Origin of the sequence: Stenotrophomonas maltophilia, assembly GCF_001274595.1 — a bacterium.
Classification (GTDB): Bacteria; Pseudomonadota; Gammaproteobacteria; order Xanthomonadales; family Xanthomonadaceae; genus Stenotrophomonas; species Stenotrophomonas forensis.
Map to the genome: position 1 here is coordinate 1,014,500 of NZ_CP011010.1, position 13,841 is coordinate 1,028,340.

General features: G+C 64.8%; 10 protein-coding genes and 8 tRNA genes. 16 read left to right on the forward strand and 2 right to left on the reverse strand.

Annotation, left to right across the window (positions count from 1 at the left end):
* Window positions 1-307 precede the first annotated feature (307 nt).
* From VN11_RS04635 to VN11_RS04705, 15 genes are all read left to right on the forward strand, one after another.
* Window positions 308-383: transfer RNA gene (locus VN11_RS04635), tRNA-Lys, on the forward strand.
* A 196-nt stretch (window positions 384-579) separates the two neighbouring features.
* Window positions 580-655 (forward strand) — tRNA-Lys (locus VN11_RS04640).
* A 248-nt stretch (window positions 656-903) separates the two neighbouring features.
* Window positions 904-1,272 (forward strand): hypothetical protein, encoded by a 369-nt coding sequence (locus VN11_RS04645; RefSeq protein ID WP_053448916.1) that lies wholly within the window; start codon window positions 904-906, stop codon window positions 1,270-1,272.
* 138 nt (window positions 1,273-1,410) lie between these two features.
* Window positions 1,411-1,495 (forward strand) — tRNA-Leu (locus tag VN11_RS04650).
* Between the two features lie 189 nt (window positions 1,496-1,684).
* The gene (gene tig, locus VN11_RS04655; protein WP_053448917.1) at window positions 1,685-2,980 is read left to right on the forward strand and encodes a trigger factor; all 1,296 of its coding nucleotides are present in this window, start codon (window positions 1,685-1,687) and stop codon (window positions 2,978-2,980) included.
* A gap of 76 nt (window positions 2,981-3,056) precedes the next feature.
* Window positions 3,057-3,683 carry an ATP-dependent Clp endopeptidase proteolytic subunit ClpP gene (gene clpP, locus VN11_RS04660; protein ID WP_004146318.1) on the forward strand — a complete coding sequence of 209 codons (627 nt, stop codon included), beginning with the start codon at window positions 3,057-3,059 and terminating at the stop codon, window positions 3,681-3,683.
* A 126-nt stretch (window positions 3,684-3,809) separates the two neighbouring features.
* Complete coding sequence (clpX, locus tag VN11_RS04665; protein ID WP_004154600.1) at window positions 3,810-5,099, forward strand: ATP-dependent Clp protease ATP-binding subunit ClpX; 1,290 nt, start codon at window positions 3,810-3,812, stop codon at window positions 5,097-5,099.
* Window positions 5,100-5,241: 142 nt separating this feature from the next.
* On the forward strand, window positions 5,242-7,689 hold the full coding sequence (lon, locus tag VN11_RS04670) for an endopeptidase La (RefSeq protein ID WP_053448918.1): 2,448 nt from the start codon (window positions 5,242-5,244) through the stop codon (window positions 7,687-7,689).
* Between the two features lie 217 nt (window positions 7,690-7,906).
* Window positions 7,907-8,179, forward strand: a complete 273-nt coding sequence (locus tag VN11_RS04675; protein WP_004146343.1) for an HU family DNA-binding protein — start codon at window positions 7,907-7,909, stop codon at window positions 8,177-8,179.
* An 11-nt stretch (window positions 8,180-8,190) separates the two neighbouring features.
* Window positions 8,191-8,265: transfer RNA gene (locus VN11_RS04680), tRNA-Val, on the forward strand.
* A gap of 26 nt (window positions 8,266-8,291) precedes the next feature.
* Window positions 8,292-8,368, forward strand: a tRNA-Asp gene (locus VN11_RS04685).
* A gap of 84 nt (window positions 8,369-8,452) precedes the next feature.
* A tRNA-Asp gene (locus VN11_RS04690) sits at window positions 8,453-8,529 on the forward strand.
* Window positions 8,530-8,616: 87 nt separating this feature from the next.
* Window positions 8,617-8,693, forward strand: a tRNA-Asp gene (locus VN11_RS04695).
* Window positions 8,694-8,799: 106 nt separating this feature from the next.
* Window positions 8,800-8,876: transfer RNA gene (locus tag VN11_RS04700), tRNA-Asp, on the forward strand.
* 147 nt (window positions 8,877-9,023) lie between these two features.
* Window positions 9,024-10,979 (forward strand): peptidyl-prolyl cis-trans isomerase, encoded by a 1,956-nt coding sequence (locus VN11_RS04705; RefSeq protein WP_053448919.1) that lies wholly within the window; start codon window positions 9,024-9,026, stop codon window positions 10,977-10,979.
* Window positions 10,980-11,223: 244 nt separating this feature from the next.
* On the opposite strand, the gene VN11_RS04710 is transcribed toward VN11_RS04705, so the two are convergent.
* Window positions 11,224-12,423, reverse strand: a complete 1,200-nt coding sequence (locus VN11_RS04710; protein WP_053448920.1) for a lytic transglycosylase domain-containing protein — start codon at window positions 12,421-12,423, stop codon at window positions 11,224-11,226.
* A complete protein-coding gene (gene gloB / locus VN11_RS04715; RefSeq protein ID WP_053448921.1) occupies window positions 12,420-13,184 on the reverse strand; it encodes a hydroxyacylglutathione hydrolase in 765 nt (254 codons plus the stop codon). Before gloB ends, VN11_RS04710 begins: the two co-directional genes overlap by 4 nt.
* An 11-nt stretch (window positions 13,185-13,195) precedes the next feature.
* On the opposite strand from gloB, the gene VN11_RS04720 reads away from it, so the two are divergent.
* Window positions 13,196-13,840, forward strand: coding sequence for a hypothetical protein (locus tag VN11_RS04720; RefSeq protein WP_053448922.1), 645 nt, complete (start codon window positions 13,196-13,198; stop codon window positions 13,838-13,840).
* The last annotated feature ends 1 nt before the right edge of the window (window position 13,841 follow it).

A 13,841-nucleotide genomic window follows, 5' to 3' on the forward strand; every position in this document is an offset into this window, starting at 1 on the left:
GAGTAGTTCTGAATGGTTGTCCTAGGAGGAGGTCCGCCGATGATGACTACTTTATTCGGCGTCACCTCGCGTCACCTGTGACGGCACGAGGCGTCACCTAGTTGTCACCCGTGATGTCACCTGTTACGATGTGCGTCTCGTAAGTGCTTGCACTTGCTGGGGTTCTAGATCAGCGGAATCAGATTGTGATTCCGGTGGTCGGGGGTTCGAATCCCCTCAGCCACCCCACTGATTCAACCGCATCGGCGCAGCCGAAACGGTATTGCAATAAACAGAAAGCACGCTACAATGTGCGTCTGAGTTTCACGGGCCGTTAGCTCAGTTGGTAGAGCAGTTGACTCTTAATCAATAGGTCCAAGGTTCGAATCCTTGACGGCCCACCAAGACGGAAGCCACCTGGTACGCCAGGTGGCTTTTTTCTTATTAGTGTGACTCCTTCGTTGCGATGGATCACGCCCTGCGGAGTCCGGCCTGGTGCCGTTCTGCAGAGGCAGCTGGATGTGGTGCTGGTTTCAACGATGTTGAAAAAAGCGCTTGCACCCACCGAGCGGATCGGGTCATAATTCGCGCCCCGATTTCGGGCTGTTAGCTCAGTTGGTAGAGCAGTTGACTCTTAATCAATAGGTCCAAGGTTCGAATCCTTGACAGCCCACCAGACGAAAGCCACTTGGTTCGCCAAGTGGCTTTTTTCTTGCCTGTGTGCCGGGTTGAGCATGCGAATGCCTGCACGCCCGGCCGCACGTCATCCAGGCATGGCGTGGATCCACTGAAGCGATGCTGAAATCAGGGGCATACGCGTCATCAGTGTTATCAATGCTGTGCGCTGCTTCTCACCGCATCGCGCCCTGTATCGCACCCAATGCATCTTCCGCGCCGATGGCGCATGCACGAAGGAAGATGTTGATGGCTGATATCAATCGATTGCACCGCACGCTGTGGGTTCCCTTCGCGTTGATGGCGCTGGCTGCCTGCGCGCCGGCCAATGATCCCGCGCAGACCGTCGAACGCGATGCTGGCACGGACAGCACTCCGGCGCACCCGGTCGGTGAGGCCATGCAGATGCAGCCGGCTCAGCCTGCGGAAGGGGAGGCCCTGCCCGACGCGGTGGACGTGCAGCGCAATGCGGATGGTTCGGTGGATGTGCGCAAGGCCACGCCGGAGTCGGTGGCCCTGCGGCGCACCGACGACGGGGGCGTGGAGATCCGCAGGGTGGATGCTGCGGCCGAGCAGGGTGCCGATTCGGCGCCGGCCAAGGCCGGGTCGCAGCCCTGAATCCCGCCGCCCCGGATGAGCTGGCGCTCGCCGGGGCGGTCCGGACGCGCGGGCTGTACGCAAGTCTTCATATTCAGTTTTGTGCAGGCCTTCCGCTTCCCATCATCGCCTGCGACAATGAACGCCTGTGCCGGCCACGCGAAAGTGGCGGAATTGGTAGACGCCCTGGATTTAGGTTCCAGTGCCGCAAGGCGTGGGGGTTCGAGTCCCCCCTTTCGCACCAGTGCCGGCCTGTCCCCGCCCTGATCGGGCCCTCTGCGCCCCTTGACCCGGCACGCGCTGGCAGTGCAGGCCGAATTGGGCGAAACTAAAGGGCTGCGGCAAGCAGGCGCGTCCCAGACGCCGTGTCCTTACAACCGTTTCATCCCAATCATCGAGCCGGGGGCCTGGGCCACCGGTGGCAGGAGTCAACATGCAAGCTTCGATCGAATCCACCGGCAACCTGGAACGCCGCCTGAGCTTCTCGCTGCCGGAAGACCGTCTGCAGAGCCACATCGTCGGCCGCCTGGGCGAAATCGCCCGTACCACCCGCATCAAGGGTTTCCGTCCGGGCAAGGTGCCGGCCAAGGTGATCGAGCAGCGCTTCGGCGCGCAGGTCCGTGGCGAAGCGCTGGACGGCCTGCTGCGCGAAACCTTCGATGCCGCCGTGCGTGAGCACGACCTGCGCATCGTCGGCAGCCCGCGCATCGACAAGGGCGACGAGGGTGAGTTCTCGTTCGTGGCCACCGTGGAAGTGGTGCCGGACTTCGGCGACATCGACGTCAGCAAGCTGACCGTGGTGCGCCACAGCGCCGAAATCACCGACGCCGACATCGACCAGATGATCGAGAACCTGCAGAACCAGCGTCGTACCTGGGCCCCGGTCATCCGTGGCGCGCAGGACGGCGACCTGGTCGCAGTGGAAACCTGGTCGCAGGCCGGCGAAGAGCGCCTGCCGGCCGAGGGCACCGAGAAGGGTTCGATCGTGCTCGGCCAGGGCATGATGTTCGACACCATCGAGAAGGGCCTGGTCGGCCTGGCCAAGGGTGAAGAGAAGACCCTGGACGTCGAGTTCCCGGCTGACTGGCGCGTGCCGGTACTGGCCGGCAAGACCGTGCAGGTCACCGTCAAGGTTGCCGAGGTGTCCGAGCCGGTCGTGCCGGCGGTCGACGAAGCCTTCATCAAGAGCTTTGGCGTGAAGGGCGGCGACGTCGAGCAGTTCCGCAGCGACATCCGCGCCAACCTGGAGCGCGAGCTGAAGGGCGCCCTGATGAACCGCCTGCGTCGCGAAGTGGGCGAGCAGCTGATCGCCGCCTACGCTTCGGTGGAAATGCCGCCGCGCCTGGTCGAGAACGAAGCCCGCGCCATGCTGGCCCAGCAGGTGGAGCAGATCCGCCGTAACGGCCAGAACGTCGGTGAGATCCCGGCCGATGCCCATGAGGGCTTCAAGGACGCTGCCGCCAAGCGCGTGCTGGTCGGCCTGCTGGTCGGTGAAGTGGCCCGTACCAACGACCTGCGCCTGGAAGCCAAGCGCCTGAACGAAACGATGCGCCTGATCGCTTCGACCTACGAAGAGCCGGAGCAGGTCATTGAGATGTACCGCAACGACCCCCAGCTGATGTCTGGCCTGCAGAACCGCGTGATGGAAGAGCAGGTGATCGACTGGATCGCCGAGCGTGCCCAGCACACCGAAGAAAAGCTGTCGTTCCAGGACGCGATCCGCCAGTAAGCCCGGGCGGATCACCGAATGCCCCGCGCCTTTGCCGGCGCGGGGTTGTTTCCCCCCAAGATAGGTACCTCACGTAATGGACAACCGAACCAAAGCCCTGAACCTGGTTCCGATGGTGGTCGAGCAGACCAGCCGCGGCGAGCGTGCCTACGACATCTATTCGCGCCTGTTGAAGGAGCGCCTGATCTTCCTCGTGGGCCCGATCGACGATCACATGGCCAACGTGGTGGTGGCGCAGTTGCTGTTCCTGGAGTCGGAAAACCCGGAAAAGGACATCAACATCTACATCAACTCGCCTGGTGGCGTGGTCACCGCCGGCATGGCGATCTACGACACCATGCAGTACATCAAGCCGAATGTGAGCACCACCTGCATCGGCCAGGCGGCCTCGATGGGCGCCCTGCTGCTGGCTGCCGGTGAAGCCGGCAAGCGCTACGCGCTGCCGAATTCGCGCGTGATGATCCACCAGCCGCTGGGCGGCTACCAGGGCCAGGCCACCGACATCGACATCCACGCGCGTGAGATCCTGACCCTGCGTTCGCGCCTGAACGAGGTGCTGGCCAAGCACACCGGCCAGTCGCTGGAGACGATCGCCCGTGACACCGAGCGCGACAACTTCAAGAGCGCTTTCGAAGCGCAGGCCTACGGTCTGGTCGACCAGGTCCTGGAGCGTCGTCCGGATGAGTCGATCCAGGCCGGTTGACCGGCCTTCACGGGGCCCGGCAGGCCCCGTTCCTGCAGGGTCGGGCGGGACTGGTGTCCCCTCGGCCCTGTGCTATTCTCGAATCGAACCCCCGTTCAGCGGGTGGGGTAACTGGGTAAGCGAAGCATGAGCGAAGACCGCCAAGGTCGTTCCACGGACACCGGCAAGATCCTCTACTGCTCTTTCTGCGGCAAGAGCCAGCATGAAGTGCGCAAGCTGATTGCGGGTCCGAGCGTATTCATCTGCGATGAGTGCGTGGAGCTGTGCAACGACATCATCCGTGAGGAACTCGAGGAGAAGGCGCAGTCGGCGCGCAGTTCGCTGCCCAAGCCGCGCGAGATCCTCGAGGTTCTCGACCAGTACGTGATCGGCCAGAACCGTGCCAAGCGCACCCTGGCCGTGGCCGTGTACAACCACTACAAGCGCATCGAGAGCCGGCAGAAGAACGACGACGTCGAACTGGCCAAGTCGAACATCCTGCTGGTCGGCCCGACCGGTTCGGGCAAGACGCTGCTGGCCGAAACCCTGGCCCGCCTGCTCAACGTGCCGTTCACCATGGCCGACGCCACCACGCTGACCGAAGCCGGTTACGTGGGTGAGGACGTGGAGAACATCATCCAGAAGCTGCTGCAGAAGTGCGACTACGACGTCGAGAAGGCGCAGCAGGGCATCGTCTACATCGATGAGATCGACAAGATCTCGCGCAAGAGCGAGAACCCGTCGATCACCCGCGATGTGTCCGGCGAAGGCGTGCAGCAGGCCCTGCTGAAGCTGATCGAAGGCACCGTGGCCAGCGTTCCGCCGCAGGGCGGCCGCAAGCATCCGCAGCAGGAATTCCTGCAGGTGGACACCAAGAACATCCTGTTCATCTGCGGCGGCGCGTTCGCCGGGCTGGACAAGGTGATCCAGGCCCGCTCCACCGACGTCGGCAGCATCGGTTTCGGCGCCAAGGTCAAGAGCAGCGAGCGCAAGCAGGAAGTGGGCAAGGTGCTGGCCGAAGTCGAGCCGGAAGACCTGATCAAGTTCGGCCTGATTCCCGAGTTCGTCGGCCGCCTGCCGGTGGTGGCGACCCTGGAAGAGCTGGACGAGCCGGCCCTGATCAAGATCCTGACCGAGCCGAAGAACGCCATCACCAAGCAGTTCAAGAAGCTGTTCGAGATGGAGAATGTCGAGCTGGAGTTCCGTCCGGACGCGCTGTCGGCCATCGCCAGGAAGGCGCTCAAGCGCAAGACCGGCGCCCGTGGCCTGCGCACCATCGTCGAATCGGTCCTGCTGGACACCATGTACGACCTGCCGTCGCAGGAAAACGTCAGCAAGGTGGTGGTGGACGAGTCGGTGATCGAGCACAAGTCCGAGCCGTACCTGATCTACCAGACCCCCGCGGCCCCTGAACAGAAGGCCGCAGGCGCCGAGTGATCCTTCCAGGTTGTTGATTGGAAAGGATTTTCAAGGAATGCCTTGCATCTGAAAGCCGATGGCCCCATAACGGGGCCATCGGCTTTTTTTGTCTCCGGAAGATGCCCTCCCGGAGGCGGTTTTCCCCTTCCCTGGAGCCCCCATGGCCCGTTCCCCAAGTGAAACCCTCGACCTGCCGGTCCTGCCGCTGCGCGACGTAGTGGTGTTCCCGCACATGGTCATCCCGCTGTTCGTCGGCCGTGACAAGTCCATGCACGCGCTTGAACAGGCAATGGAATCGGACAAGCGCATCCTGCTGCTGGCGCAGAAGTCGGCCGAGACCGACGACCCGCATGCGGCCGACCTCTACCAGGTCGGCACGCTGGCGCAGGTGCTGCAGCTGCTGAAGCTGCCCGACGGCACCATCAAGGTGCTGGTTGAAGGCCTGTCGCGCGTGCAGGTCACCCACGTCGACGAGCGCAACGGCTCGCTGCACGGCCAGGCCGTGGAGATCGATGCCACCGACGAGCGCGAAGCCCGCGAGGTCGAGGCGATCGCCCGCTCGCTGATGTCGCTGTTCGAGCAGTACGTGAAGACCAACCGCAAGCTGCCGCCGGAACTGCTGCAGACGCTGTCGGGCATCGACGAGCCGGCGCGCCTGGCCGACACCATCGCCGCCCACATCAGCGTGCGCCTGGCCGACAAGCAGCGCCTGCTGGAAACGCTGGCCGTGAGCGACCGCCTGGAGATGCTGGTCGGCCTGGTCGATGGCGAGATCGACGTGCAGCAGATGGAGAAGCGCATCCGCGGCCGCGTGAAGTCGCAGATGGAGAAGAGCCAGCGCGAGTACTACCTCAACGAACAGATGAAGGCCATCCAGAAGGAACTGGGTGACCTGGACGACGCGCCGGGCGAGCTGGAAGAGCTGGCCCGCAAGATCGCCGAAGCCGGCATGCCGAAGGCCGTTGAAGCCAAGGCGCGCAACGAACTGAACAAGCTCAAGCAGATGTCGCCGATGTCGGCTGAAGCAGCGGTCGTGCGCAACTACCTGGAGTGGCTGCTGGGCGTGCCGTGGAAGAAGCGCAGCAAGGTGCGCAAGGACCTGAAGGCCGCGCAGGACACCCTCGATGCCGATCACTACGGCCTGGAGAAGGTCAAGGAACGCATCCTTGAATACCTGGCGGTGCAGTCGCGCGTGAAGCAGATGAAGGGCCCGATCCTGTGCCTGGTCGGGCCGCCGGGCGTGGGCAAGACCTCGCTGGGCCAGTCCATCGCCAAGGCCACCAACCGCAAGTTCGTGCGCATGTCGCTGGGCGGCGTCCGCGACGAAGCCGAGATCCGTGGCCATCGCCGTACCTATGTGGGTTCGATGCCGGGCCGCATCGTGCAGAACCTCAACAAGGTCGGCAGCAAGAACCCGCTGTTCGTGCTCGACGAGATCGACAAGATGTCGATGGATTTCCGCGGCGACCCGTCTTCGGCGCTGCTGGAAGTGCTCGACCCGGAGCAGAACAACGCGTTCAACGACCACTACCTGGAAGTGGACCTGGACCTGTCCGAAGTGATGTTCGTGGCCACCTCGAACTCGCTGAACATCCCGGGCCCGCTGCTGGACCGCATGGAAGTGATCCGCATCCCCGGCTATACCGAGGATGAGAAGCTCAACATCGCCACCCGCTACCTGGTGCCCAAGCAGATCAAGGCCAACGGCCTGCAGCCGGAAGAACTGGAGATCGGCAGCGATGCCATCCAGGACATCGTGCGCTACTACACGCGTGAATCGGGCGTGCGCAACCTGGAACGCGAGATCGCCAAGATCTGCCGCAAGGTGGTGAAGGAGATCGCGCTGGCCGGCCCGCAGCCGGTGAAGGCAAAGAAGGGTGCCAAGAAGAAGGCGCTGGTGAGCGTGTCCAGCAAGAACCTGGACAAGTACCTGGGCGTGCGTCGCTTCGACTTCGGCCGTGCCGAGGAAGAGAACGAGATCGGCCTGGTCACCGGCCTGGCCTGGACCGAAGTCGGTGGCGATCTGCTGCAGATCGAATCGACGCTGGTGCCGGGCAAGGGCCAGCTGATCCTGACCGGCCAGCTCGGCAACGTGATGAAGGAATCGGCGTCGGCGGCGTTGTCGGTGGTGCGCTCGCGCGCGGTCGGCTTCGGCATCGACAGCGACTTCCTGCAGAAGCACGACGTGCACCTGCACGTGCCGGACGGTGCCACGCCGAAGGACGGCCCCAGTGCCGGTGCGGCGATGGTCACCTCGCTGGTGTCGATGCTGACCAAGGTGCCGGTGCGTGCCGACGTGGCGATGACCGGCGAGATCACCCTGCGCGGTCGCGTCACCGCCATTGGTGGCCTGAAGGAAAAGCTGCTGGCTGCGCTGCGCGGCGGCATCCGCACGGTCATCATTCCGGAAGAGAACCGCAAGGACCTGGCTGACATCCCGGCCAACGTCACCCGCGATCTGAAGATCGTGCCGGTGAAGTACATCGAAGAAGTGCTGGACCTGGCACTGGAGCGTCCGTTGGCACCGAAGAAGGCGCGCAAGAGTGCGCAACGTGTCACGGTGCGGAGCAAGGCCAAACCGAGTGGAAACGCGCGCGTCAAGCATTGACGCGCGCTGTCCAATGGCCCGAAACCCGCGTCGTTACTGGCTTTCCAGCTTGCGTGGGGGTAGGGCCGCTGGTATAAAAGCAGCACTCGCGAATGAGTGATCGCTGTCAGCGATCACTGAATCGGCGAACCGTTTCCACATGGCGGCCGCATGCAGAAGGCGTGCGGTTGCTTCCCTGTCGAATCCGCGGAACCCACCGCCAAAGGAGTTGTAGAGAATGAACAAGACCGAATTGATCGATGCCGTTGCTGAAGCTGCGGACCTGACCAAGGCCGAGTCCAGCCGCGCTGTCGATGCCGTCGTTGCTGCCGTCACCAAGGCGCTGAAGGACGGCGATGCGGTCACCCTGGTTGGCTTCGGTACCTTCCAGGTCCGCGACCGTGCTGCCCGCACCGGCCGCAACCCGAAGACCGGCGACACCATCAAGATCGCTGCTTCGAAGAATCCGTCGTTCAAGGCTGGCAAGGCCCTGAAGGATGCTGTAAACTAAGCGGCTCGCTGGGGTGCTTAGCTCAGCGGTAGAGCGTCTCCTTTACACGGAGAGGGTCGGGGGTTCGAAACCCTCAGCACCCACCACAGCACCGCGGTAAAAGTTTGAGTGTGGAGCGGTAGTTCAGCTGGTTAGAATGCTGGCCTGTCACGCCGGAGGTCGCGGGTTCGAGTCCCGTCCGCTCCGCCATTCAACGAGGCCTCCGGCCAAAAGCTGGAGGCTTTGTTTTCTTCCCGGCCCAGGCCGGCGGAAAACAAAAAACGGTAACAACGCGGAGCGGTAGTTCAGCTGGTTAGAATGCTGGCCTGTCACGCCGGAGGTCGCGGGTTCGAGTCCCGTCCGCTCCGCCATTACATCGAGGCCCCCGGTCTGAAGCCGGGGGCCTTGTCTTCTCCCCGGAAGGTTCGGGAAGAAGGCGAAAAGGTTTTTGCAAGAACGGAGCGGTAGTTCAGCTGGTTAGAATGCTGGCCTGTCACGCCGGAGGTCGCGGGTTCGAGTCCCGTCCGCTCCGCCATTGCAGAATTCTTAAGTCCCTGTGAAAAAACTTTGAAAAAAGTGTTCATCGGGCTGGGTTTCCAGGGAGTCTTCGGATATACTGGGCGCCTGCAAAGTTTCAGCGCGGAGCGGTAGTTCAGCTGGTTAGAATGCTGGCCTGTCACGCCGGAGGTCGCGGGTTCGAGTCCCGTCCGCTCCGCCAACTCTAAAAGCCCTCGGCACACGCCGGGGGCTTTTTCTTTGTGCGCTCGCGAAGAGGCGCGCAGGCCGCGCCGGTGCTGCTTTTGGTCCCTGCGGCGAAGCGGGTTACACTGCCGGGCTCGCCAATCAGGCCTTGTGATTCCTCACCATGCTGCAGAAACTCCGCGACAAGACCTCAGGCTGGATCGTCACCGTGATCCTGGGGCTGCTGATGATTCCGTTCCTGTTCGTGATCGACAACAGCTACCTTGGTGGCGTTGGCGCTCAGAACGTGGCCAAGGTTTCCGCACCTCCGACCTGGTGGCGTTCGGCGCCGTCGTGGTGGCCGGTGCGCATGCTGTGGCAGCACCACGAGATCAGCGCGCAGGATTTCCGCACCCGTTTCGAACAGGAACGCATGCGCGAGCGCCAGCAGCAGGGCGAGAACTTCGACCCGCGCGCGTTCGAAAGCACCGAAAACAAGCTGGCCGTGCTCGACCAGCTGATCGACGAGCAGGTCGTGCGCCTGGTGGGTGAGCAGGCCGGCGTCGTGATCGGCGATGGTGCCGTGCGCGAGTACATCGCCACCATCCCGGCCTTCCTCGATTCGAACGGCAAGTTCAACGAGAACAACTACCGCTTGGCGCTGGCCGGTGGCAATCCGCCGCGTACCCCGACCCAGTTCCAGGAACTGGTGCGTGAGAGCCTGCAGCAGTCGGTGATTCCGTCGGGCCTGCAGAACTCCGGTTTCGTCACCCAGTCCGAGACCGAGCGCCTGCTGAAGCTGCTGGGCGAGACCCGTGACGTCGAGCTGGCCGCGCTGCCGGAAGTGCCGGCCGATACCGCGCCGGTCACCGATGCGCAGATCAAGCAGTGGTATGACAGCCACGGCAAGGATTTCCGCCAGGCCGAGAGCGTGTCGCTGGAGTATGTCGAGATCAACGGCGGCAACCTGCCGGCACCGGCCGCGGCTGACGAAGCGACCCTGCGCAAGCGCTATGAAGACGAGAAGGCGAAGTTCACCTCGCCGGAGCAGCGCCAGGCCGCCCACATCCTGATCACCGGCGACGGTGCCGAAGCCAAGGCCAACAAGATTGCCGCCGAAGCCAAGGCCGCCGGCGCCGACTTCGCCGCGCTGGCCAAGGCCAACTCGGAAGATCCGGGCTCGAAGGCGCAGGGCGGTGACCTGGGTTGGGTCGAGCGTGGCGCGATGGTCAAGCCGTTCGAAGACGCACTGTTCGCCGCCAAGGCCGGCGACGTGATCGGCCCGGTCAAGACCGACTTCGGCTACCACATCATCAAGGTGGCCGCTGTGCGCGGTGGCCAGGGCAAGTCGTTCGAGGAAGTGCGTGACACGCTGGCCGCCGAGCAGCTGAAGGCCGATGGTGAGCGCGGCTTCAACGAGCTGGCTGGCCGCCTGGTCGACGCCATCAACAAGAGCCCGAGCGATCTGGCGGCTGCAGCCAAGGAAGTGAAGCTGCCGCTGCAGACCCTGGGCCCGATCACCCGCGCTACCGCCAGCGGCATCGCCGCTGATCCGGCAGTGCTGCGCGCTGCGTTCTCCGACGTGCTGGTACAGGACGGCACCGCCAGCGACCCGATCGCCCTGGGCGGCGCCACCAACCACAGTGTGGTCATCCGCGTCTCCGCGCATACGCCGGAACAGGCGATGCCGCTGGACAAGGCCCGCGAGCAGGTGATTGCCGCGATCCGCGCCGATCGCCAGCGCCAGGCCAGCGACAAGGCTGCTGACGCCGTGCTGGCCAAGCTGAAGGGCGGCGCCACCCTGCAGTCGCTGGCGGCCAGCGAGAAGCTGCAGCTGAGCCCGATGCCGGGCCTGCCGCGCAGCCAGCCGGTGCCGACCCCGGACATCCACCGCGCGATCTTCAGTGCGCCGGCGCCGGTCAATGGCAAGCCGAGCTACGGCAAGGTTGACGTGAACGGCCACGCGCTGCTGTTCGCGGTGAACAAGATCAACCCGGGCGACATCAAGGAAGTGACCGCCGAGCAGCAGAAGCAGCTGAAGGACCAGCTGAGCCAGATCGATGGCATGGCGGCAGCCAAGGCCTACGTCGAGGCCATGCGCAAGAAGTTCGTGGTCCAGACCACCGAAGCCAACCTGTAAGCCCCGCGGCGAGCAGGAACGAAAAGGCCCGGCATTGCCGGGCCTTTTTTGTGGAGCCGGTTGGCGCCGAACTTGCTCGACCGCCTTTTGTAGAGTCGAGCTTGCTCGACTGGATACACAAAAACAGTCGAGCAAGCTCGACGGGGAGCTCAGTCGAGCAAGCTCGACTCTACGGGCGATGTTTCGAGGGCAAGAAAAAAGCCGAGCATGGGCTCGGCTCCAAGGGCAGTGCCTGGCTGGCGCGTCAGTCTTCGACGCGCAGCACCGCACCGGGCTTCAGCACGCTGCTGCCGCTCAGGCCGTTGAGCGAGAGCAGGGCCTTCACCGGCATGCCGTAGCGACGGGCGATGGTCCAGGCCGACTCGCCATCACGTACGGTGTGGCGACGGCTGCGCGGGCGGTCGGCGATTGCGGCAACGGTCTTGGCGGCCGTCGGCGTGGGCACAGCAGTGGCCGCCGGGACCGCGCTGGCGACCAGCGCGGTCGCCGCCTCCGTGACCGTCGCATTGGCGACCGAGACAGGAGCCAGCACGCGGGTCGTGCCGGAAGCGCGGCCGCCCGATGCCAGCGCGGGGTTGAGCCGGGCGATCTTCGCCGGGTCCAGGGCGCGCTGTGCGGCCCACTGCTGGACGCTGGTGCCGGCCGGCAGGGTGTGGTCCTTCAGCACCGGCACGGTGCGGTCCAGCGAGGCCATCACGCCGGGCTGGTCTTCCACGTCTTCCAGCACGCAGGCCAGGGCATGCAGCTTCTCGACGTAGGCATGGGTGACCGGGGACAGGCCCGGCAATGCCGAGGGCTTGGCGTTCTGCGCATTCATGCCGGCCTTGCGCATGGACTGCAGCACGCGGTACTCGCCGGCGTTGTAGGCCATGGTGGCCAGGCGCCAGTCGCCGCCGAACATGCCGTGCAGGGTCTTCAGGTAGCGCACCGCGGCCTGGGTCGAATCGACGGCCGACAGGCGGCCGTCATAGCCGTTGGCCATCGGCACGCGATGGTTGCGCGCGGTGGTGGCGATGAACTGCCACAGGCCGGTCGGGCCACTGCCATTGCGGGCATTGGGCCGGTAGCCGCTTTCGACGAAGGGAATCAGCGCGAATTCGGTCGGCAGGTTGGCCTTGCGCAGCTCTTCGACCACGTAGCCGAACAACACCAGTGCATCATCATCCTGGTTGGCCAGGCGCGAGGGGGCGTGGGCGAACTGCTTCTGCCAGCGCGGGCTGGTGGCCTCGGCGTCACAGCTGGGTTCGGCCAGGCCGTCGCGGAAGCTGGTGAAGATCTCCTGGCCATTGCGTACCGAGGCGGCCGGCAGCGTGGACGGATCCAGCGGCAGCGCAGCGGCAGCGGTCAGGTTCTGGCTGATGCCGGCGCCCAGCGACTGCGCGCCCGCGGTTCCGGCCAGCCCCAGGGCAAGGCCCAGGGCCAGCGGCAGACTTCGGCGCATCATGCGCGGAAGCCGTCTTTCCAATGCCGGAGACCGGCCATCACGTCGACGTCGTCCACGACGTCACGGCCCAGGTGTGCCGATACCGACGCACGAATCGGCGTCGCGTGCACACGCAGGAAGGGATTGCAGTCGAATTCGTTGGCCAGGGTTACCGGCAGGGTGGAACGGTCATCGCGGCGCATGGCCAAAGCCTCCTCTTGGCGCTGCCACAGGGCAGCGTTGGCGGGGTCGACATGCCGCGCGAAGACGGCATTTGACACGGTGTACTCATGAGCGCAACAAAGCAGCAGTTGCGCGGGCAAGGCACCCAGCTTGCGCATCGATGCCAGAAGCTGGGACGGCGTACCTTCGAACAGACGTCCACAGCCCAGGCTGAACAACGAATCTCCGCTGAAAAGATGTTCAGCAGTGTGAAACGCGATGTGGCTGCGGGTATGCCCGGGCACGGATAGTACGTGGAACATCCGGCCCAGTGCCTGAACGCGTTCACCTTCGCCGACCCGTTCGGTGGCCGTGGGGATGCGCTCCTCGACGGGGGCGATCACCCGCACGCCGGGAAAACGGGCCTGCAGCGCGGGCACGCCACCAATGTGGTCGTCGTGGTGGTGGGTGAGCAGGATCGTGTCCACGCGCAGGCCCTGATCGGCCAGCGCGAGCACCGGCGCAGCATCGCCGGGGTCGACGACCACGGCGGCGCCATCGTCGTCGATCAGCGTCCAGATGTAGTTATCCGCAAATGCGGGCAGGGCAGTCAGTCGCATAGAATTGGACCATGCCCGCGCTGCAGAGCACCCGTCAAGCGAGCCAGACCCCGTGGTTCGACAGTGAACCGGCGGCGGCGTTGCGCGTGCTGGAGCGGCAATTGCTGCTGCCGCAGCTGTCGGTGTTGCCGTCCCAGCCCTGGTTGTGGATCGCGCCGAGTGCGGCCTGGCTGGACGACGCACAGCTGGGGGGGCGCGGCCTGCGACTGCACCGGCACGGCCACGGCTATGCCGGCGATACCCGCTGCGCGTTGCCGCTGCCGCTGGCCAACGAGAGCGTCAATGCGATCGTGCTGCAGCATGTCACCGCCGCCGATGCCGACCTGCTGCTCGACGAGTGCGAGCGCGTGCTGATGCCGGGCGGCCACCTGTGGCTGAGCAGCCTCAATCCGTTCAGCCCGTACCGCACGCGCTGGCGCCAGCATGGGCTGGTGGTGCGTACGCCGCAGCGGATCCGCCTGCTGCTCGGCCGGCATGGGCTGGAATGCGACGATATGCGTTACCTCGGCCCGCTCTGGCGCGGCGCCGGCAGCCGCCGCCCGGGCGGTTGGGCGCCGCTGCGCGCGGCCTGCCTGTTCCATGCGGAAAAACGCACGCTGGCCCTGCCCGGGCCGAAACCGTTGCCGGTGCGTTGGCACGGCACCGTTGCTACCTGAT

Coding starts and splice junctions, on each gene's coding strand:
- VN11_RS04645 (WP_053448916.1), top strand. CDS start 904: ATGGCTGATATCAATCGATTGCACCGCACGCTGTGGGTTCCCTTCGCG.
- tig (WP_053448917.1), top strand. CDS start 1,685: ATGCAAGCTTCGATCGAATCCACCGGCAACCTGGAACGCCGCCTGAGC.
- clpP (WP_004146318.1), top strand. CDS start 3,057: ATGGACAACCGAACCAAAGCCCTGAACCTGGTTCCGATGGTGGTCGAG.
- clpX (WP_004154600.1), top strand. CDS start 3,810: ATGAGCGAAGACCGCCAAGGTCGTTCCACGGACACCGGCAAGATCCTC.
- lon (WP_053448918.1), top strand. CDS start 5,242: ATGGCCCGTTCCCCAAGTGAAACCCTCGACCTGCCGGTCCTGCCGCTG.
- VN11_RS04675 (WP_004146343.1), top strand. CDS start 7,907: ATGAACAAGACCGAATTGATCGATGCCGTTGCTGAAGCTGCGGACCTG.
- VN11_RS04705 (WP_053448919.1), top strand. CDS start 9,024: ATGCTGCAGAAACTCCGCGACAAGACCTCAGGCTGGATCGTCACCGTG.
- VN11_RS04710 (WP_053448920.1), bottom strand. CDS start 12,423: ATGATGCGCCGAAGTCTGCCGCTGGCCCTGGGCCTTGCCCTGGGGCTG.
- gloB (WP_053448921.1), bottom strand. CDS start 13,184: ATGCGACTGACTGCCCTGCCCGCATTTGCGGATAACTACATCTGGACG.
- VN11_RS04720 (WP_053448922.1), top strand. CDS start 13,196: ATGCCCGCGCTGCAGAGCACCCGTCAAGCGAGCCAGACCCCGTGGTTC.